This window comes from Halobium salinum (assembly GCF_026586625.1).
Taxonomy (GTDB): Archaea; Halobacteriota; Halobacteria; order Halobacteriales; family Haloferacaceae; genus Halobium; species Halobium salinum.
This window is the reverse complement of sequence record NZ_JAODIW010000006.1, coordinates 1,114,816-1,132,153: the sequence shown is the minus strand read 5'-3', so window position 1 is coordinate 1,132,153 and position 17,338 is coordinate 1,114,816. Positions and strand designations below refer to the sequence as shown.

The following is a 17,338-nucleotide window of genomic DNA, read 5'->3' as shown; positions in this document are numbered from 1 at the left end:
CGGCTGTCGCCTCGGCGAAGACCTCGTCGTCGACGACGGTCCTTCCACGAGCCGACGCTCTCGTCGGACGATTCACAGACCGCGTCGAACAGCGTAGGCCGGTCGCCGCGCTACGCACCACCGCCGGCCAAACGTTCGGTTCGCTGTCGGGTATCGCAGTGCGAGCTGGCAACAGGCACAAATAGCTCTCCCGCGTCGCTTCGACCGATGGCGGAACTCCCCGCGAGCCTCGGTCCGGTGGTGAAGGCCACGGAGACGGCGAAGGTGTTCGCCGACCGAGCGCCCTCGCCGCGCGAGCTGGTTGCGAACCGCGACGCCCGCTTCGAACGAGTCCACGCGGTCCTCCCCGCGGACGCCGACGCCGGAGCGGCCGTCTCGCTCTCCGTGCAGGCGTGGGACCAGTGTGAGCGCCTGCTCTCCGACTTCGAGGGGACTTTCGGGCTCGCGTCCACCGACCCGGAGGCGATCCTCCCCGAGACGGTGTCGTTCGACCCGCCGAACGGCGGCCTCGTCCGCGTCGACGCGGTCGAGTTTCACACCCCGGGCGTCCAGTACCTCGTCCTCGACCACCGGGAAACCGGTCGCCGGTTCGTGACGAACCCCGTACGCGTCCATCCGCGCGACGCCGACCCGGAGTACCGGACCTACTGGGGGGACCTCCACCTCCACTCGGCGCTGTCGGACGGCACCGGCACCCCCGAGCGCGGCCTCGCGTTCGGGCGTGAGGTGATGAACCTCGATGTGGTCGCCTACACCGACCACGACACGATGGGCTTCTTCATCCCGCCGAGCACGCAGCGAAAGCGGATGCACCGGCGGTACTTCGACCGGACGCGCGAGGCCGTCGAGGCCGCGAACGACCCCGGCGAGTTCGTCTCCCTGATGGCCTACGAGTGGACCAAACAGCCGAACCAGGGCGGCCACGTCAACGTCTACTTCGACGACCCCGCGGACGCGACGCTCTTTGACTCCCTCGACGCCGACACCGACACCTACGAGAAGCTGTTCGCGCGCCTCCGGGCGTTCAACGACGACGGGTCGGGCGAGGCGCTCGCGATTCCGCACCACCCCGCGGAGTCGATGTACCCCTTCGACTTCTCGGCGGTCGACTACGACGACGAGGTGGCCCCGCTCGTCGAAGTGTACTCCCAGTGGGGGTCGAGCGAGCGCCCCGGCCGGGAGGGGAACCGGTTCCCCCTCCGGATGGGCCAGGGGGAGGTCGACGAGCCCGGCCACTACGTGCAGGACGCCCTCCGGATGGGCTACCGCGTCGGGATGATGGCCTCGGCGGACTACCACGGCCCACACCCCGGCCACTCGCTCATCCACACCCGGCCGCACCTGCCGAGCCTCCACGATTGGGTCCAGGCCGGACTCGGCTGGAGCAACGTCTGGCGGGTGTGGGACGAACAGAGCTACCCCGGCGGGCTGGTCGCGATTCGCGCGCCCGAACTCACCCGCGAGGCCGTCTTCGACGCGTTGCGCTCCCGACGGGTGTACGGGACGACCCAGCCCAACCGGACCCTCGTCGAGTTCACGGTCGACGGCGTCGGCGTCGGAGAGGCGGAGAGCACGGCCGTCGTCGACGACCCGACCGCCGAACGGGAGGTGACGGTCGAGGTCGCCGGCGACGCGCCGCTCGACTCGGTCACGGTCGTGAAGAACGCCGAACCCTGGCGGACGTGGGAGCCGGAGTCGGCGAGCGGCGAGAAGCAGTGGGCCGCCCCGCCCGTGAGTGCGGCCGACGGCGGCCGCGACACGGTGACGCTCTCCGGGTTCACCTGCGAGGCGTCGTGGACCGACGACGACCCGGTCGAGGGGATGGCCTGGGACGACGCGCGCGGGAGCGACGCCGACGCCTACTACGTCCGCGTCGAACAGGTCGACGGCGGGGCCGCGTGGGCCGGTCCGGTGTGGGTCGCGGTCGGCAGGGATTGAGGCCCCGAGCGCCCGCGGAGACGACGGCTATTTATCAATTCGAGAGAACGTACCGGGCATGACTGCCCTCCACGCGGTCCCCGGTCGCCGAGCGGAATCGATACTGCAACCGTCCTGCTACTCGACGCGCGCACCGCCGAGGTGTCGGTGATGCCCTCCTTCGCCGAGCGCCTCGAGGACGGTTGGGAGCGCGCGGCGTCGAACCTCCCGCTCGCGCTCGTTCCGTTCGTCGTCTCGCTCCTCCAGTTCGATGACATCGCGACGGTCGCGGCGTTCGACGGGGTTCGGCTCGGCGTTCGGTTCGGCCTTCCGGGCCCCGTCGTCGGCCTCTGGCAGTTCGTGAACGTCCCGGTTCGGGGGGCGACGGCCGATACCGGTCTCCCCGTCGGCGTCGGTCCGGGGTCGGAGGTCGGTGCTGCGCTCGGCCTCCTCGGGGTCGTCCTCGTCGTTACACCGCTGTACGCGGCCGTGACTGCGGCGCTCGCCGCCGGCTACCTCGGGAGCGTGAGGACGGTGCTGGCGACCGGGCGATACGAGTTCGTCGAGGGCGTCCGCCGACACTTCGTCCCGCTGTTCCTCTACGCACTCGCCGTGCTCGCGCTGCAGCTCGCTCTGCTGGTTCCGGCGCTGTTCCTGCTCGGGGCGGGCGGGTTCGGCGCGGGCTACCTCCTCGTCGTCCTCGCCGTCCCCGTTTTCTTCGCCCTGGCCTACCTGTTCTACGCCGCGCCGTTCCTCGTGGTGCTTCGGGGGGCGGGGCTCCTCGACGCGCTCCGCGGGAGCTACGAACTGGCGACGGACGGGGGGCCGTACCTCCGCTTCGCCGTCGGCTACTGCGTCCTCGTCGTCGCGCTCTCGATCGTCGCCACGCCGGTCGTGGTCGGCCTCGGCGTCGCCGGCGTCCTGTTCGGGGCGGTCGCGACCGCGCCGGTCTCGCTCACGCTCGCGTTCACGACGGTCCGCTTTCTCGCCGACGTCGACCCGCAGTCGCCGACGTTCGGTGTGGAACCGGGGTCGGGACCGAGACTGGAGGATGGCTTCGAGGGAACCGACACGGCCGACTGACGGCCCGGACGCGCCGTCTCACCCCGCCAACAGCCGCGTCACCCCGACGGCTTCCGCGACCAGCCACGCGATGAACAGCCCGTACATGCCGAGCAGAAGGTACGCCTCCCAGCGGGCCAGCGAGAGGTCGGTCCGGAGCGCGGCGAAGAAGACGACGCTCGCGGCGACGAGAAAGCCCAGCAGCGGGACGACGGCGGCGAAGTCGATGGGGACGCCCCCGGCGGCGAGTACGCCGGCGGGGAGGGCGATGAGGAGCGCGAACACGTTGCTCCCGAGCACGTTGGCGAGGCTGAGCGAGTCCCCGCCGGAGCGCGCGGCGACGACGCTGACGAACGTGTCGGGGAGGCTCGTCCCGGCGGCGACCACGGTGAGCCCCCAGAGCACGTCCGGGGTGTCGAAGAACGCGCCGAAGCCGACGGCCGCCCGGACGAGCAGTTCGGCGCCGACCACGACGAGCGCGAGCGAGGCGAGAAGTGTGAGCCACGGGCGACCCCCCACGTCGGTCGTGGGTATCTCCGGGACGTACTCGACCGCGTCGGCGTACTGGATGAAGATGTAGAGCCCGTACAGCCCGACGAGCAGGAGGGCGAGAAGTGGGGTCAGCCGCCCGTCGAGGGCCGTCGTCGTCGAGGAGACCGGGAAGTAGATGACGCCGAGCGACAGCACGAGCAACAGGGTGGCGAGCGAGATGAGGTAGAACTGCGCCTCCTTGTAGACGAGGTCGCGGTTCGCGGAGAGCGCCCCGCCGCGGCTCAGCGTCGCGACGGCGGGGATGACGAGGATGTTGTAGACGCCGGAGCCGAGAACGGCGCCCAGTCCCAGTTCGAACGTTCCGTACTGGGAGACGGCGATGACGGTGCTCGCGAACTCCGGGAAGCTCGACCCCGCCGCGGCGATGACCGCCCCTTGGACGACCGGTGGGACGCCGTAGCGCTCGCCCAGCGCGTCGGAGGCGGCGACGAGGAGTTCGCTCCCCTTCCAGGCGAACCCCGTCCCGAGGGCGGTGAAGAGAACGAGTGCGAGGAGGTCGAACACGTCCTCACTGGCGGCGCACGTGACAAAAGGCTATCCGACGAGGCCGGCGGACGGCGCGGTACACCGACAGGTGCCGGAGCGCCGCGGTCGTGGCCGCTCCGAGCTAGAACACCTCCGCGGTGGCGAGTACTCGCGCCACAGAGGCGCTCGTGTCGCGACCGCTCGGGGCTAGAACCCCTCCCGCAGGAACGGCGCCGGCTCCTCGGGGGGGAACATCGCGGCCAACGTCTCGGCGCCGGTCTCGGAGACGACCGTCAGGTCGCCGTAGGTCTCCAGTCGGTCGACCGAGAGGAAGCCGGCGACGAGTTGGGAGAGGGCACCCACGTCGAGTTCCACGTCGGCCTCGGCGTCGGTCGGCTCGCAGGTCCCTCCGCCGCCGGCGACCGAAAGCTCGAACCGGCCGTCGTTCCACGGGAGGTGGTCGTCGTCGACGGCGAGGACGACCGACCCCTCGGCGTCGGCGGGAAACGAGAGGTCGGCGACGGCGGCTTCGAGGTCGACGACGCGGACCATCGGACCCGGTCTGAACTCCAACTCCGCGGCCCGGGGGTCCTCCAACGTCTCCAGCAGGTACGTCTCCGTCGGCCCAGCGAACGTCACGGTCTCGACCTGCGAGTCGTGGTCGCGGAGGAACCGATACAGCTGTCTCCGACCCTCGTCGTCGGCGTGTGCGAACTCCCACACCTGGAGGGTGCGACCGTCGTCGTCGCCGTCCTGCACCCGGTAGACGGCGTAGGCCCGCGGCTCCCCGTCGTCGTCCTCCCAGAGGTAGACGTACGGGTCCTCCTGCCACCCTGTCAGGACCCGATGGCGCCAGTACCCCTCCGTGCGGTCCATGGCGAGCGAGTCGGGGCCCCACGCCTCGTACACCGCCGCGAGGTCCGCCCAGTCGTCGGGGTCGACCCGTCGGAACCGACCGGCCGGGTCGGCGACGACGGCGCTCAGTTCGTCCGGCGCGATTTCGGCGTGCGCGTACTCCGTCGCCGTCGCGTACCCGTACCGCCGATAGAACGAGTACTTGAACGGCCAGAGGGCGGCGAGGGCGACTCCCTCCTCGCGGAGCTCCTCGTGGAGCTCGCGAAGCAGTCGGCCGACGTGGCCCTGCCGTCGAATCTCGGGCGGCGAGGCGACGGCCGACACGCCGCCGACGCGGTGAAACTCGCCTCGGACGCGGAGGGAGAAGTCGTAGTACGCACAGACGACGACCATGTCGTCGGCGTCGAGGTCGTCGTCCGGGGCCCCGGAGTCGACATCGTACAGCGCGCGGGGGTGGTAGATGTCCGGATGCTCCGGGCGGTCCTCCTCGTCCTCCTCGTCCGGCGGGCCGGCCTGCGGGCGGAAGGCGTAGCGGAGGAGCCGACCGAAGGCGTCGCGGTGGTCGTCGGGGATGGGACGGTACTCCATGACGGGGGCGACGACGCGGCCCGTTAAATCGTTCCGGGTGGCGCGTGAGGCGGTGACACTGTCCAGCGTCGCCGCCGATTCGGTCGGGTGGGAGCGACTCGAGCGACTCGACCCGGAGCCGAACCGAGCCATTCAGGGCCATCCGTCACCGAGGGGCCGACATGAACACACCCGACTGGCTGCCGCGGGACGCCCTCCTCGCGGCCCTCGTGCTGTTCGTCGGTATCGCGGGAACGGGTATCCTTCGGCGGTTCCTCGGCGAACTCGGCTACAACGGCGTGGGCCGAATCGTCTTCGTGCTCGGCTACGGCGGGATGGTGTTCGTACTCTGGTACGGCTGGGTTCGGCCGCTCGATATCACCGGTCCGACCGAGGAGTGACGGCGTCGGCGCGTGATTCGTGTTTTGGCGCCGGCAGCGACGGACCGACGAGGCGAACGACAGAGCGGAACTTTAAAGCGGGATTCGGGGCGAGTTAGGACAACGAATGCTCCCGTTACAGGTCATCGACAGTTTCCTGCTCAACTACAACGTGGGGCAGGCGCTGCTCCTCGGATTCGTCCTCACGACGCTCGCACTCCTCCCGCTGAAGTCGGTGAAGGCGGTCGCCATCAACAGCGTCCTCTTCGGCGTGATATTCCTCCTGACGCCGCAGTCACTCGCCCCGGCGCACTACCTCTTCCTCGGTATCGCGCTGGTCGTCGTCGGCCCCATGCTGTTCGTCATGGGCGACTGACCGCCCGAGCGGAGCCCCGGCGAGCCGCCGGGACAGTCGCGAAACTCGGCGCCGTGTCGCCGCACGAACCGCGGCGAACGCAAGCGTTTTCCGGAGACTCGCGGAAGTGAGAGCATGATCACGGTCCGGGCCCCGGCGACCAGCGCGAACCTCGGGAGCGGGTTCGACGTCTTCGGAGTGGCCCTCGACCGGCCGGCCGACTTCGTCCGCGTCTCCCGTGCCGAGGAGACCACCATCGAGGTGACGGGCGCCGGCGCCCAGTACATCCCCGAGGACCCGAAGAAGAACACCGTCGGCGCCGTCGCGGAGGCACTCGACGCCCCCGCCCACATCGAGATCGACAAGGGAGTCCGTCCCGCCTCCGGACTCGGCTCCTCCGCCGCCAGCGCCGCCGGCGCCGCCCTCGCGCTCAACGAACTGTACGACCGCGGACTCTCGCGCTCGGCGCTCGTCCCCATCGCCGGCGAGGGCGAGGCCGTCGTCTCCGGCGAGGCCCACGTCGACAACGTCGCGCCCGCCCTCCTGGGAGGATTCACCGTCGCCGTCGAGGGCGACGTCCACGCCGTCGACGCGAGCGTCCCGCTCGTCGCCTGTCTCCCGGAAATCGCCGTCTCGACGCGCGACGCCCGCCGGGTCGTGCCCGAGACGGCCGCGATGGACGACGTGGTCCACACCGTCGGTCGGGCGGCCACCCTCACGATGGGGATGTGCCGAGACGACCCCGACCTCGTCGGCGAGGGGATGCACGACACGGTCGTCACGCCCGCCAGAGCGGACCTCATCACCGGCTACGATGGGGTGCGCGAGGCAGCCCTCGACGCGGGGGCGACGGGCGTCACCGTCTCCGGTGCCGGCCCGAGCGTCCTGGCCGCCTGTCACCCGGGCGACCGGCGGCGAATCGGCGCGACGATGTTGGAGGCGTTCGCCGAGGAGGGCGTTACCGGCCGCGTCTACCAGACCGAAATCGGCCGCGGCGCCGAGGTCGTCGCTCGGGAGTAAGTCGGCGACGGCGACGACCCCCCGCAGTCGCTCGGTTTCGAACGGTTTTTCACGGTCGATGATGACTTCGGCTCCATGCAACGAGGACTGGTCGTCGTCACCCCGACAGACCGCGGACAGCGCATCATGCGCGAGGCCGGGCAGTTCGCCGCCGGGACCGAGGCCGAACTGGTGTTGCTATCGATCACGCCGCAGTCGGCGTACGGCGAGACCCGGACGGCCGTCGAGTCCATCGACGGGAGCGCCGACTACTCGCTCGACCAGGCCGAGGACGAGGCCGAGCGGGAGGCACGCCAGCTGGCACAGGAGGCGTTCGACGGGATGAACGTCACCTTCGACGTCGTCGGCACCGTCGGCGACGAGGTCGACCGCATCCTCGGCGTCGCCGAGGAGCGCGAGTGTGACCACCTGTTCCTCTCCGGCCAACGCCGCTCCCCGACCGGGAAGGCCCTCTTCGGCGACTTGACCCAGCGCGCCCTGCTCAACTTCGAGGGGCCGGTGACGGTGCTGCTCGGCGAGGACGAGGAGTAAGGTCGTCGCGGTGGCGGTGGCGGGTGCGGACGCGGTAGCGGTGGGAGTGCTGAGGGGCTGTATCCGTGTTCTACCGCGAGCGAGGGCCGTCAGGCCCGAGCGAGTGGCCTTTTTCGCCGAGCTTTTTGGCCGGGGGTCGAGGCCGGCGAAGCCGGCCGAGTCCCCCGGTGAAAAAGGTCGTTGCTAAACCCCGCGGCCCTGCAGTTTGTCCTCGTCGGCCATACCGGTGTTGGACTCGCCTTTCATCCCCTTGCCGATGCCGGCGGCGATGTCGGCGAGGCGCTCGGGGTCGTCCCAGTTGTTGACGGCCTCGACGATGGCTTCGCCCATCCGCTCGGGGTCCTCGGCGCCGAAGATGCCGGAGCCGACGAAGATGCCGTCACACTCGTGGTGCATCATCAGCGCGGCGTCCGCCGGGGTGGCGATGCCGCCGGCGGCGAAGTTCACCACGGGAAGACGGCCCATCTCGTGGGTCTCGTGGACGAGGTCGGCGGGCGCCTCGTGCTTCCGTGCCCACGCCTCGCGCTCCTCGTGGTTCATCCCGACGAGCTTTCGGATGGCGCTCTTGATGGTGCGCTGGTGGTGGACGGCCTGGTTCACGTCGCCCGTGCCGGCCTCGCCCTTGGTGCGAATCATGGCGGCGCCCTCGTCGATGCGCCGGAGCGCCTCGCCGAGGTTCCGTGCGCCACAGACGAACGGCGAGGTGAACTCGCGCTTGTCGATGTGGTAGGCGTCGTCGGCGGGCGTGAGCACCTCGCTCTCGTCGACCATGTCGACGCCGATGGCCTCCAGAATCTGGGCCTCGGTGTGGTGGCCGATGCGAGCCTTCCCCATCACGGGGATGGAAACCTCGTCGATTATCGCCTCGACCTGTGCCGGGTCGGGCATCCGAGCGACCCCGCCGCGCTTGCGGATGTCGGCCGGGACCGCCTCGAGGGCCATGACGGCGACCGCGCCCGCGTCCTCGGCGATTCGGGCCTGCTCGGGGGTGACGACGTCCATGATGACCCCGCCCTTCTGCATCTGTGCGAACCCGCGCTTGACGAGGTCGGTTCCCCGCCGCAGGTCCTCCAAGTCGGTCTCCTCTGGCATATCCGAGCCTTGGTGTGGACGCACTTAACGGACTCCCTTCCGGAGTCCACCGGCCACCGACACCGGTTTCGAGCGTCTCCCGCGACGGGTCGCAGCTCAGCGCGACACCGCGATGTGGCCGTACTTGAGCAGCGCCACGAAGACGACCCCGCCGACGGCGTTGCCGGCGGTCGACAGGCCGAGGAAGACGACGTAGTCGACGAGGCCGTACTTCGGCCCGGCGAGGACGGCCATGATTATCTCCACGTTGCCCGCGATGGAGTGGGGCAGGTGGAGGAGCCCGATTGCGGCCGTCACGACCCAGACGAAGACGATGCGGCTGAGCGTCTCCTGTGCCGCCGACAGCAGCCACGCGAGCAGTCCCATCATCCAGCCGGCGAGGATGGCGGCGAAGAAGAACTCGGTGTTGCCGTATCCGAGCAGGGTGTCCCCGAGGTGGACGAACGCGTTGGGGGTGGCAATCCCGTAGTCCGGCGCGAACAGCACCGCCGGGACGGCGAAGATTGCGCCGCCGACGATGTTGCCGGCGTACACCAGCGCCCAGAGGCGGGCGAGACCGCTGATGGAGGACCGGCCGTCGATGACGGGAAGTGCCGCGAGCGTCGTGTGCTCGGTGAACAGCTCCGAGCGGCCCAGAACGACGAAGATGAAGCCGACGGCGTACGCGTTGGCGACGAACAGCGTCGTCAGCGGCTCGCCCCACGGTTCGCTGACGAGGGTGTACACCGCCACCATGAGCAGGGGTCCGAACCCGATGTCGAGACCGGCCGAGAGCCCCGACAACGCCAGCCCCAGCGAGCTGCGCTCGGTCTCTTCGAACCCCTGGTCTATCAGCTGTTCGAGGATGGTTCCCTTGTCAGTCTGCGTCGTCATACCCGACCCGTCGGTCATCGGTGGCCCGACTTCCTCCGGTGGGCCGTCCGACCCCGCTTCGGGGGATGCATCGCTCATCTACTCGGAGTTCGTGGTGGGGATACGTAGCCGTTATCGCCGTTGCGTCATCGACCGCACGAGTCGGGTGGGGGTTCAGGCCCGCTCGACTTCCAGCACGGTGAGCGACTCGTCGAGCCGCACGGAGAGCGTGTCGCCGTCACAGGGGATATCGAGGCGGACCTCCATCGGGTTCGCTTCGAGCACCGTCGTCCGCTCGTCGCTCACACACCAGTCGAACGTCCAGAACGGCTGGGTCGAGAGGTCGACGCCGCGTTCGGCGTGGAACGTCATCACGTCGGCGTTGTCGAGCAGGTTCAGCCCGACCGCCGAGTGGAGCCGGTTGTTACAGCGCTGACAGACGTGGCTCACCTGCACGTCGAGTCCGGGCAAGTCGCACTCGGGGCAGTTCGTGATGGTCGTCTCCATCTTCCCCATGCACTCCGGACAGACGCCGTCGGCGGCGAGACAGTAGTGGTGGCGGACGTGGTGGTGGAACGCCTGTAGCAACTCCTCGGGCGTGCGGTCGTCCAGGCCGCCCGGCGGGAACGGGTAGGAGACGTGTGGGGTGTCACAGTCCGCGCAGGCGATGGTGAGGTGCTCGTCGAGGTACCACGCTTCCAGGTCGCCGCCGCAGTCGAAGCAGGACCCCTCGGTCGGGAACGGGTCGAGTTGGGCCACCTCGTTGAACGTCCCGGCGAACACCGACCGGACGACCTTCCAGCCGGGGTACTGGAACTCGTAGCCCTCGTCGGTGCGTCGGACGAAGTGGTCGGTGAGTTTCTTCAGGTGGTAGTTGAAGTGGGCGCTGTCGTCGACGCTGACGCGGTCGTACAGCTCCGAGAAGGGGACCGGCCCCTCGTCGCCGCCGGCGTCGAGGAGCGCCTGGAGGATTTCGATGCGGGTCTCGTTGCCGAGGAGGGCGAACGCTTCGGACGGCGCGAGCCCCGCCGACTTCGGTGGGGCCACCGAGTCGCTCTCGGCCTGGTGACTCATGTGTGGTAGATTGTCTACCGCCCCACAAAATCGTTGCGTCGAGCGACGGGGGCCGGTCCTGGCTGACCGACCGAGCCGGTAGCTACTTCCCGCCGCCGGAAGCACCGTCGCCCATGTTACAGGTCCCGGGCGGTCCGGAGCTACTCGTCGTCCTCCTCGTCCTGCTGGTGCTGTTCGGACCAGTCGTCCTCGCAGTCGTCGCGGTCCTCCGGTACACGGAACGCGGAGGAGAAGACGACGGACGCGTCGACGACCTGGAAGCGCGCGTCGCCGAGCTGGAGCGTGAGACCGGTGTCGAGGACGAATCCGGAGTCGACGGCGAGGGTCGTGCCGGCGCCGACGACGGGACCGACGACGCCGACGTCACCGCCGACTCGGAGGGCGGCACCGACCGCGACGGCGGGGAGAACACGGCGGACGGAGTCCGCTGACCGTTCGGATTCGACGCCTCGCTACCTGTGAGGTCGTGGACTGGCGGACGAACGGACCGCGAGAAGACGACGTCGTTCGGCCCGGCCACCGCCCGAGCCCGTGTGGCACCGTGCGTGTGGTTTCGGTCGGGTCGGCACGTGGGCGAGGCGGTGTCTCGGGGGCGAGGCCCATCTACTGCTGTAGGCGGACACCTCTTGATTATGTTCCGTCGAACACTCAGTAACGAAGAATTGTCTCTCCCCCATATACGTGGAACGTTCGGACAACGTGACGTTTCGTCCGCGTTCTGTATCACGGTTCCGGATACGTCGGTCGGGCCGGCCGGCGGGGAGGGGAACCGCTAACTCCCCCCGCTCCCCACACCCGGGGATGACAGCGCCGTTCTTCGCCCGGCTTCGCGAGCGCATCGACCGCGTCGACAGCGTCGTCTCCGTCGGCCTCGACCCGGACCCGGCCCGCCTGCCCGAGCACCTCCGAGAACACGACCTCCCCCGGTGGGCGTTCAACCGGCGCATCATCGACGCGACGCACGAACACGCGGCCTGCTACAAGCCCAACGCCGCCTTCTACGAGGACCCCGACGGGTGGCGGGCGCTCCGCGAGACGGTCGCGTACGCCCACGGGAAGGACGTGCCCGTCCTCCTCGACGCCAAGCGCGGCGACATCGGGAACACGGCCCGTCAGTACGCGAAGCTGCTCGACGACGTGGACGCCATCACGGCGAACCCCTACCTCGGCCGCGACTCGCTCGACCCCTTTCTCTCCCGTGAAGACAAGGGCGTGTTCGTCCTCTGTCGCACCTCCAACCCCGGCGGCTCGGACCTGCAGGACCTGGAACTCGCCTCGGGGGAGCCGCTGTACGAGCGCGTCGCCGCCCTCGCCGACCTCTGGAACGCGAACGGGAACGTCGGGCTCGTCGTCGGCGCGACGGCGCCCGAGGAGCTCGAACGGGTGCGCGAACTCGTCCCCGACCTCCCCTTCCTCGTTCCGGGGGTCGGCGCACAGGGCGGCGACGCCGAGGCGGCCGTCGAGCACGGTCTCGCGGACGGGACCGGCCTCGTCAACTCCTCGCGGGGCATCATCTTCGCCGGCGAGGGTGAGACCTTCGACAGGGCGGCAGGACAGGCGGCGAAGCGACTGAAGGCTCGGTTGAACCAGTACCGAAGCGGCTGAAGGAAGTTCGATACCGAACCGGCATCCTGCTACGCGCGGCGGCGTTTGACGACGCCGCCTACGACGCGTCCGACCAGGAGGCCAGCGAGCACGACGGCGTAGCAGACGGCGAGGAATACGCCCACGAGTTCGAGCGCCGGGACGGCTCCGTAGATGGGGTACGCCATCCCCAGCACGAGCAGTCCCATGAAGAGGATGGGGAGTACGAACCAGCGAACCACCCAGTGCTCGTCGATGAAGTCGCTGACGCGGCGGAGGGTCTTCGAGTAGAGCAGGCGGTCGCTCAGTCTCATACTACTGACAGCTCGTGCGTGGCTATGAGTGTTGGGGTGGTTCGTCGGGTCGTGTCTCTACAGGAGCGCCGACGGGCCAATCGGGCCCACCCCCACCGAGTTCCCTCACTCGAAGTCCGCCGCAGACCGTTTCAGCAGTACCTTGCGGAGGACGGTGTCGGCACCACGGCGGACGCGCTCGGAGGCGGCCTGCGAGCTGATGCCCAGTTCGTCGGCGATGTCGTCGAGGGTGGCCCCGCGCGGGACGCCGAAGTAGCCCGATTCGACGGCGAGCAGGATGGCCTCCTGCTGTTCGGGCGTGAGGTCGAGGTTGTACTTCGCGCCGTACTCCTCGTCGACGGTGTAGATGCGCTCCACGTGGAAGCCGATGTCCGCCTCGGTAGCGAGGTTGTGAAACTCGGTCAACCCCTTGTGGTCGCGGAATCGGAGTCGGAAGAACCAGTGGCCGTTCCCCCGGGCTTCGAGGATGGTCGCGTGACACCTCGCGAGCACGGTCGTGAGGCTCTCGGCGATGTCGCCCCACACCACCTGGTAGAGCACCCGGTCGTCGACACGGGCCAGCGCGCTGAGGTCCTCGACCAGTTCGTTCTCGCGAACGTGGCGCTCGAAGGCGTCGAAGTCGTCGGGGGTGCCACCGGTCGCCCAGAAGAAGGGCATCACGCCCTCTCCCATCGGAACGACCCGCTCGAGTTCGATGCGGAGGTCCTCGGTGGTTTGTGTGACCCGCCCCAAGTCGAACTCCTCCGACGGGATGGTAATCTCGGCGATAACGGTCATACCTACTGGAGGCGAGGAGGCGGATTAGCTGTAGCGGCGAAATCCGACCTCAGCCAGATATCTACGGCTAGCAAACGCGTGAAGCCTCAGTACACAAGCCCGACGCTGTAGACGTGGTCTCGGAGGGTAGTCTCGTCGGGGAACGACCGACCGCAGTTCTCACACACGTACGTCTCTGCCATGTGTCGAGAACGTGCCGCGGCGGCATCCCTGTTGCGGCGGGCTGTGCGGGCCGGGGCCGGAGTCCGTGACGCGCGTTCGGCGGCGAGGACGGCGGGTGGGCGGCGCCACTGACGCCGAGGGGAGGGGCCGCCGGCGGTCGCGTTACTGCATCCCCACGTCGGGTTCGGCGCCCCCGCCGCCGCGGGGACTCGGCCGACAGTCCCCACAGCGACGGGACTTCCGGTCGAAGTGTGAGGTACAGACGAACGCGCCGCACTGCTCGCACGCGTAGTCGGCTTCCGCGCTCTCACAGACCTGACAGACGCCACTGAAACTCATACCCGTGAAACGGCCCGGCGCCACTTGAGTGCAGGGGCCAAGACGCCGAAACGTTCGGAATACGGGACCGTACGTCGGCGGCGAAGGTCCGAGGCGGCGGTCGCCGGCCGGTCACCGCCGACCGTCCGACCGCGGACCGGTCACCGACCGTCGACCACGGACGGGCCGCCGACTGACTGTCGACTGCCGGTCCCGACGGGACGTGAGCCTTACGTCGGTCGGGTCCATAGCCGGGGTGTGGACCGGGACCGCCTGCTACTGGGACTCGCCTCGGTGTTCGCCGGCCTCACGGTCACGTTCGTCGTGACGGGGCTCGCGTACAACCCTTTCCTGCTCCTGCTCTCGCTCCCGTTCGGTGCGACGACCTACTTCCTCTGGTACCAGGCCACCGGTCGGCTTCAGAAGCGCGCCCGTCGACGGCGCGAACGGGGGTTCGACCGCGAGCGCCACTCGGGGTTCGGCGCCGGCGCCCGACGCGAGGCGGCACGCGACGCGGCCGGCGTCGGCTCCCGGTTCCGTGGCGGTCCGGGTGGAGTCGGTGGTCCCACCGGTCCCGGGGGTGACGGTCGCCGGCGTCGGGCGAACGCCAACCGTCGGCGTGCCCGCGGCGGTGTCAGGGAACGGTCGGGTCCCTCGCGGGCGGAGGCCTACCGAACCCTCGGCCTCGACACCGACGCCGACCAAGCGGCCGTCAAGCGCGCCTACCGTTCGAAGGTGAAGGAGGTCCACCCGGACACCGAGTCGGGCGACGAGGAGTCGTTCAAGCGCGTGAACCGCGCCTACGAGCGGCTCACCGACTGACCGAGCCTTTCCCGTCGACCGCGCGGACGGTCGCTCTCAGTAGCTCGTTGCTCCCGTGTCGAAGGCAGTCTGGTTCGTCGATTCGTTCCCGGCTTCGGTCCCGTTCCGCGGCGTCTCTTCCCGACCACTGGTCCCCGGCGGGCCCGTCAGGACGGACCCTTGCATCGCCTGTGGGTGGAACTTACAGCGGTAGCTGGCCATCCGTTCGGTCGCTTCGACCCGGAGGACGCGAGTGGCTCCCTTCTCCCTCGCGGGCTCGGAGGTGTCGAGGGCCGTCCCTTCGGGGTCGACGAGGACGAACTGGTGAGGCTGGCCGTCGAGGTTGAGCCACCTGATTTCGTACGTCTCTCCGGGTCGCATTCGGAACGTCGGGTTCGTCTGACCCCTGAGCGACTCGGGCTGTCGGCCGCGCCACCCCTGTACCGTCGCACCCAACTCGACGACCGTCGGGCCCGCTGTCGTCGTGGTGCCGGTCGCGGTTTCGTTCCTGGACGCCGAGTCGTCGGCCGCCGTCGCGTTCTCCGCGGCGGCTTCGGTCGCGGCAGTCGACTCGCTATCTGTCGTCCCCGTTCCCGTCTCCTCGGTCGCCGCGGCTCCCGCGGTGGTCGACGAGGTCTCCCCTCCGTCGGTGCCCGCCCCGGTCGTACCGCCGTCGTTCGTCCCCGAGGAACAGCCTGCTAACCCCCCGGTGACGGCGAGCGCCGCTGACCGCGCGAGGAGGCCTCGACGCGTCGAGTCGCCCGGCCCCCCGTCGTCCGAACTCATGGGCGTACGCACGCGACCGAGAAGGTAGGCGTTTCGGGCCACGAGACGACCCGGCGTCGTGCGGCGGAGGCGTAGTCGACGCCGCGTGTCGGCCGTCGCGTTCGACGGCGGCCGACCGCCGCCGCGACCTACCCCGCCCTCACCGCCGCCCGTCGAACGGCTCACGAGCGCTCCGGAGTCGACCGATTCGGTCCCGTGTCATGGGAACGCCCGGCACGAAAAGGGATATAAAAGGTCATCCCCAACGAACCCCCATGAGTGCCGACCGGGCCGCGCTGGACGAGGCCCTCGAGCTCGGAGAGGAGGAGGGCGGACACGTGGAGTTCAAAGAACGGCTCTCGCGGGAGGTCCACCTCGCGAGCGGTCGGATGGAGAGCCTCGCGGCCCAGCTCCGTCACCGGGTGCTGTCGGGTGACGGGGAGGCCACCTACGTCGTCGGCGTCACCGACGACGGCGGCATCGCCGGCATCTCCCCCGACGCCTTCTCCGAGTCCCTCGACGTCCTCTCGCTGCTCGCCGAGGAGGCCGGCGCCCACATCGAGGACGTGGAGACGTGGGGCGTCGGCGACGGCGACGGCGCCGAGAAGGGGTTGGTCGGCGTCGCCACCGTCCGCGAGGGCGCCATCCTGGAGACCGACGACGAGCACATCGTCGTCGGCACCGCGGGCCACGTCGACCACGGGAAGTCGACGCTCGTCGGCTCGCTCGTCACCGGCGAGCGAGACGACGGCAACGGCGCCACCCGGGGGTTCCTCGACGTCCAACCTCACGAGATAGAGCGGGGGCTCTCGGCGGACCTCTCGTACGCCGTCTACGGCTTCGACGCGAACGGCCCGGTCCACATGGACAACCCCCACCGGAAGTCCGACCGCGCCCGCATCGTCGAGAGCTCCGACCGACTCGTCTCATTCGTCGACACGGTCGGCCACGAGCCATGGCTCCGCACGACGATTCGGGGCCTCGTGGGACAGAAGCTCGACTACGGCCTGCTCGTCGTCGCCGCCGACGACGGGCCGACGCGGACGACCCGAGAGCATCTCGGCATCCTGCTCGCGACCGACCTGCCGACGATGGTCGCCATCACGAAGGTCGACGCGGTGAGCGAGGAGCGCGCCGAGGAGGTCGAGCGCGAGGTCGAGCGACTCCTGCGCGACGTGGGGAAGACGCCGCTCCGGGTCGAGCGCCACGGCGTCGAGGCCGCGGTCGACGAGATAAGCGAGTCGGTCGTCCCCATCCTGCGGACCAGTGCGGTGACGGGTGAGGGGCTCGACGACCTCGACCACCTGTTCGAACTCCTCCCGAAGACGACCGACGCCGGCGGCGAGTTCCGGATGTACGTCGACCGTAGCTACTCCGTCACCGGCGTCGGCGCCGTCGCCTCCGGCACCGTCAACTCGGGGACCGTCGAGGCCGGCGACGAGCTCCTGCTCGGGCCGATGGCCGACGGGAGCTTCCGCGAGGTGGAGGTGCGTTCCATCGAGATGCACTACCACCGCGTCGACCGGGCGCAGGCCGGCCGCATCGTCGGCATCGCGCTCAAGGGCGTCAAGGAAGAGGAGATAGAGCGCGGGATGGTGCTCGTTCCGCGGGACGCGGAACCCCAGCCCGTCCGCTCGTTCGAGGCGGAGGTGATGGTGCTCAACCACCCGACCCGCATCGGCACCGGGTACGAGCCGGTCGTCCACCTCGAAACGGTGAGCGAGGCCGCCGTCTTCGAACCCGAGGGCGGGCGCCTCCTCCCGGGCGACACCGGGACGACGACGGTCCGGTTCAAGTTCCGGCCGTACCTCGTCGAGCCGGGTCAGAAGTTCGTCTTCCGCGAAGGTCGGAGCAAGGGCGTCGGCACCGTCGTCGACGTGCACACGGAGTGAGGC

General features: G+C 69.6%; 19 protein-coding genes. 10 read left to right on the top strand and 9 right to left on the bottom strand.

Features of this window, described 5'->3' with window-relative positions:
• Positions 1-207 precede the first annotated feature (207 nt).
• Both N5095_RS09085 and N5095_RS09080 read left to right on the top strand, forming a co-directional pair.
• Positions 208-1,938 carry a DUF3604 domain-containing protein gene (locus N5095_RS09085; RefSeq protein WP_267622452.1) on the top strand — a complete coding sequence of 577 codons (1,731 nt, stop codon included), beginning with the start codon at positions 208-210 and terminating at the stop codon, positions 1,936-1,938.
• Between the two features lie 150 nt (positions 1,939-2,088).
• Complete coding sequence (locus tag N5095_RS09080; protein WP_267622451.1) at positions 2,089-3,000, top strand: hypothetical protein; 912 nt, start codon at positions 2,089-2,091, stop codon at positions 2,998-3,000.
• 18 nt (positions 3,001-3,018) lie between these two features.
• On the opposite strand, the gene N5095_RS09075 is transcribed toward N5095_RS09080, so the two are convergent.
• Positions 3,019-4,035, bottom strand: coding sequence for a sodium:calcium antiporter (locus N5095_RS09075; protein WP_267622450.1), 1,017 nt, complete (start codon positions 4,033-4,035; stop codon positions 3,019-3,021).
• A gap of 168 nt (positions 4,036-4,203) precedes the next feature.
• Positions 4,204-5,439, bottom strand: a complete 1,236-nt coding sequence (locus tag N5095_RS09070) for a GNAT family N-acetyltransferase (protein ID WP_267622449.1) — start codon at positions 5,437-5,439, stop codon at positions 4,204-4,206.
• Positions 5,440-5,600: 161 nt separating this feature from the next.
• Here N5095_RS09070 and N5095_RS09065 point away from each other — a divergent pair, with 161 nt between their 5' ends.
• The 4 genes from N5095_RS09065 to N5095_RS09050 all read left to right on the top strand — a co-directional run bounded on the left by N5095_RS09065 (position 5,601) and on the right by N5095_RS09050 (position 7,704).
• Positions 5,601-5,819, top strand: coding sequence for a DUF7996 family protein (locus N5095_RS09065; RefSeq protein ID WP_267622448.1), 219 nt, complete (start codon positions 5,601-5,603; stop codon positions 5,817-5,819).
• A gap of 106 nt (positions 5,820-5,925) precedes the next feature.
• On the top strand, positions 5,926-6,174 hold the full coding sequence (locus N5095_RS09060) for a DUF8006 family protein (RefSeq protein WP_267622447.1): 249 nt from the start codon (positions 5,926-5,928) through the stop codon (positions 6,172-6,174).
• Positions 6,175-6,288: 114 nt separating this feature from the next.
• On the top strand, positions 6,289-7,173 hold the full coding sequence (locus tag N5095_RS09055) for a homoserine kinase (RefSeq protein ID WP_267622446.1): 885 nt from the start codon (positions 6,289-6,291) through the stop codon (positions 7,171-7,173).
• A 75-nt stretch (positions 7,174-7,248) separates the two neighbouring features.
• Positions 7,249-7,704, top strand: a complete 456-nt coding sequence (locus N5095_RS09050; RefSeq protein WP_267622445.1) for a universal stress protein — start codon at positions 7,249-7,251, stop codon at positions 7,702-7,704.
• A gap of 183 nt (positions 7,705-7,887) precedes the next feature.
• On the opposite strand, the gene pdxS is transcribed toward N5095_RS09050, so the two are convergent.
• The 3 genes from pdxS to N5095_RS09035 form a co-directional block, all read right to left on the bottom strand.
• Positions 7,888-8,796, bottom strand: coding sequence for a pyridoxal 5'-phosphate synthase lyase subunit PdxS (gene pdxS, locus N5095_RS09045; protein WP_267622444.1), 909 nt, complete (start codon positions 8,794-8,796; stop codon positions 7,888-7,890).
• Positions 8,797-8,892: 96 nt separating this feature from the next.
• Positions 8,893-9,747, bottom strand: a complete 855-nt coding sequence (locus tag N5095_RS09040) for a formate/nitrite transporter family protein (protein WP_267622443.1) — start codon at positions 9,745-9,747, stop codon at positions 8,893-8,895.
• A gap of 75 nt (positions 9,748-9,822) precedes the next feature.
• Positions 9,823-10,722: a winged helix-turn-helix domain-containing protein gene (locus tag N5095_RS09035; RefSeq protein WP_267622442.1), complete on the bottom strand. Its 900-nt coding sequence runs from the start codon at positions 10,720-10,722 to the stop codon at positions 9,823-9,825.
• 113 nt (positions 10,723-10,835) lie between these two features.
• Here N5095_RS09035 and N5095_RS09030 point away from each other — a divergent pair, with 113 nt between their 5' ends.
• Positions 10,836-11,153, top strand: a complete 318-nt coding sequence (locus tag N5095_RS09030; RefSeq protein ID WP_267622441.1) for a hypothetical protein — start codon at positions 10,836-10,838, stop codon at positions 11,151-11,153.
• 370 nt (positions 11,154-11,523) lie between these two features.
• Entirely contained in the window at positions 11,524-12,327 is an 804-nt protein-coding gene (pyrF, locus tag N5095_RS09025; RefSeq protein ID WP_267622440.1) for an orotidine-5'-phosphate decarboxylase, read from the top strand.
• 29 nt (positions 12,328-12,356) lie between these two features.
• Here the strand turns inward: pyrF and N5095_RS09020 are convergent, their stop codons facing one another.
• The 3 genes from N5095_RS09020 to N5095_RS09010 all read right to left on the bottom strand — a co-directional run bounded on the left by N5095_RS09020 (position 12,357) and on the right by N5095_RS09010 (position 13,898).
• Entirely contained in the window at positions 12,357-12,620 is a 264-nt protein-coding gene (locus N5095_RS09020) for a hypothetical protein (RefSeq protein WP_267622439.1), read from the bottom strand.
• Positions 12,621-12,725: 105 nt separating this feature from the next.
• Positions 12,726-13,397 carry a helix-turn-helix domain-containing protein gene (locus tag N5095_RS09015; protein WP_267622438.1) on the bottom strand — a complete coding sequence of 224 codons (672 nt, stop codon included), beginning with the start codon at positions 13,395-13,397 and terminating at the stop codon, positions 12,726-12,728.
• A gap of 324 nt (positions 13,398-13,721) precedes the next feature.
• Positions 13,722-13,898 carry a hypothetical protein gene (locus N5095_RS09010; RefSeq protein WP_267622437.1) on the bottom strand — a complete coding sequence of 59 codons (177 nt, stop codon included), beginning with the start codon at positions 13,896-13,898 and terminating at the stop codon, positions 13,722-13,724.
• A gap of 237 nt (positions 13,899-14,135) precedes the next feature.
• Here N5095_RS09010 and N5095_RS09005 point away from each other — a divergent pair, with 237 nt between their 5' ends.
• Entirely contained in the window at positions 14,136-14,699 is a 564-nt protein-coding gene (locus tag N5095_RS09005; protein WP_267622436.1) for a J domain-containing protein, read from the top strand.
• Positions 14,700-14,735: 36 nt separating this feature from the next.
• Here N5095_RS09005 and N5095_RS09000 read toward each other — a convergent pair whose 3' ends face one another.
• Positions 14,736-15,464, bottom strand: a complete 729-nt coding sequence (locus N5095_RS09000) for a cupredoxin domain-containing protein (protein WP_267622435.1) — start codon at positions 15,462-15,464, stop codon at positions 14,736-14,738.
• Between the two features lie 254 nt (positions 15,465-15,718).
• Between N5095_RS09000 and N5095_RS08995 the strand changes: the two genes are divergently transcribed.
• A complete protein-coding gene (locus tag N5095_RS08995; protein ID WP_267622434.1) occupies positions 15,719-17,335 on the top strand; it encodes a GTPBP1 family GTP-binding protein in 1,617 nt (538 codons plus the stop codon).
• Positions 17,336-17,338: the final 3 nt, after the last annotated feature.

Bases quoted from the DNA above. Each gene is read 5' to 3' on its own strand.
- N5095_RS09085 (WP_267622452.1), top strand. From the start codon at position 208: ATGGCGGAACTCCCCGCGAGCCTCGGTCCGGTGGTGAAGGCCACGGAG.
- N5095_RS09080 (WP_267622451.1), top strand. From the start codon at position 2,089: ATGCCCTCCTTCGCCGAGCGCCTCGAGGACGGTTGGGAGCGCGCGGCG.
- N5095_RS09070 (WP_267622449.1), bottom strand. From the start codon at position 5,439: ATGGAGTACCGTCCCATCCCCGACGACCACCGCGACGCCTTCGGTCGG.
- N5095_RS09065 (WP_267622448.1), top strand. From the start codon at position 5,601: ATGAACACACCCGACTGGCTGCCGCGGGACGCCCTCCTCGCGGCCCTC.
- N5095_RS09060 (WP_267622447.1), top strand. From the start codon at position 5,926: ATGCTCCCGTTACAGGTCATCGACAGTTTCCTGCTCAACTACAACGTG.
- N5095_RS09055 (WP_267622446.1), top strand. From the start codon at position 6,289: ATGATCACGGTCCGGGCCCCGGCGACCAGCGCGAACCTCGGGAGCGGG.
- N5095_RS09050 (WP_267622445.1), top strand. From the start codon at position 7,249: ATGCAACGAGGACTGGTCGTCGTCACCCCGACAGACCGCGGACAGCGC.
- pdxS (WP_267622444.1), bottom strand. From the start codon at position 8,796: ATGCCAGAGGAGACCGACTTGGAGGACCTGCGGCGGGGAACCGACCTC.
- N5095_RS09040 (WP_267622443.1), bottom strand. From the start codon at position 9,747: ATGAGCGATGCATCCCCCGAAGCGGGGTCGGACGGCCCACCGGAGGAA.
- N5095_RS09035 (WP_267622442.1), bottom strand. From the start codon at position 10,722: ATGAGTCACCAGGCCGAGAGCGACTCGGTGGCCCCACCGAAGTCGGCG.
- N5095_RS09030 (WP_267622441.1), top strand. From the start codon at position 10,836: ATGTTACAGGTCCCGGGCGGTCCGGAGCTACTCGTCGTCCTCCTCGTC.
- pyrF (WP_267622440.1), top strand. From the start codon at position 11,524: ATGACAGCGCCGTTCTTCGCCCGGCTTCGCGAGCGCATCGACCGCGTC.
- N5095_RS09020 (WP_267622439.1), bottom strand. From the start codon at position 12,620: ATGAGACTGAGCGACCGCCTGCTCTACTCGAAGACCCTCCGCCGCGTC.
- N5095_RS09015 (WP_267622438.1), bottom strand. From the start codon at position 13,397: ATGACCGTTATCGCCGAGATTACCATCCCGTCGGAGGAGTTCGACTTG.
- N5095_RS09010 (WP_267622437.1), bottom strand. From the start codon at position 13,898: ATGAGTTTCAGTGGCGTCTGTCAGGTCTGTGAGAGCGCGGAAGCCGAC.
- N5095_RS09000 (WP_267622435.1), bottom strand. From the start codon at position 15,464: ATGAGTTCGGACGACGGGGGGCCGGGCGACTCGACGCGTCGAGGCCTC.
- N5095_RS08995 (WP_267622434.1), top strand. From the start codon at position 15,719: ATGAGTGCCGACCGGGCCGCGCTGGACGAGGCCCTCGAGCTCGGAGAG.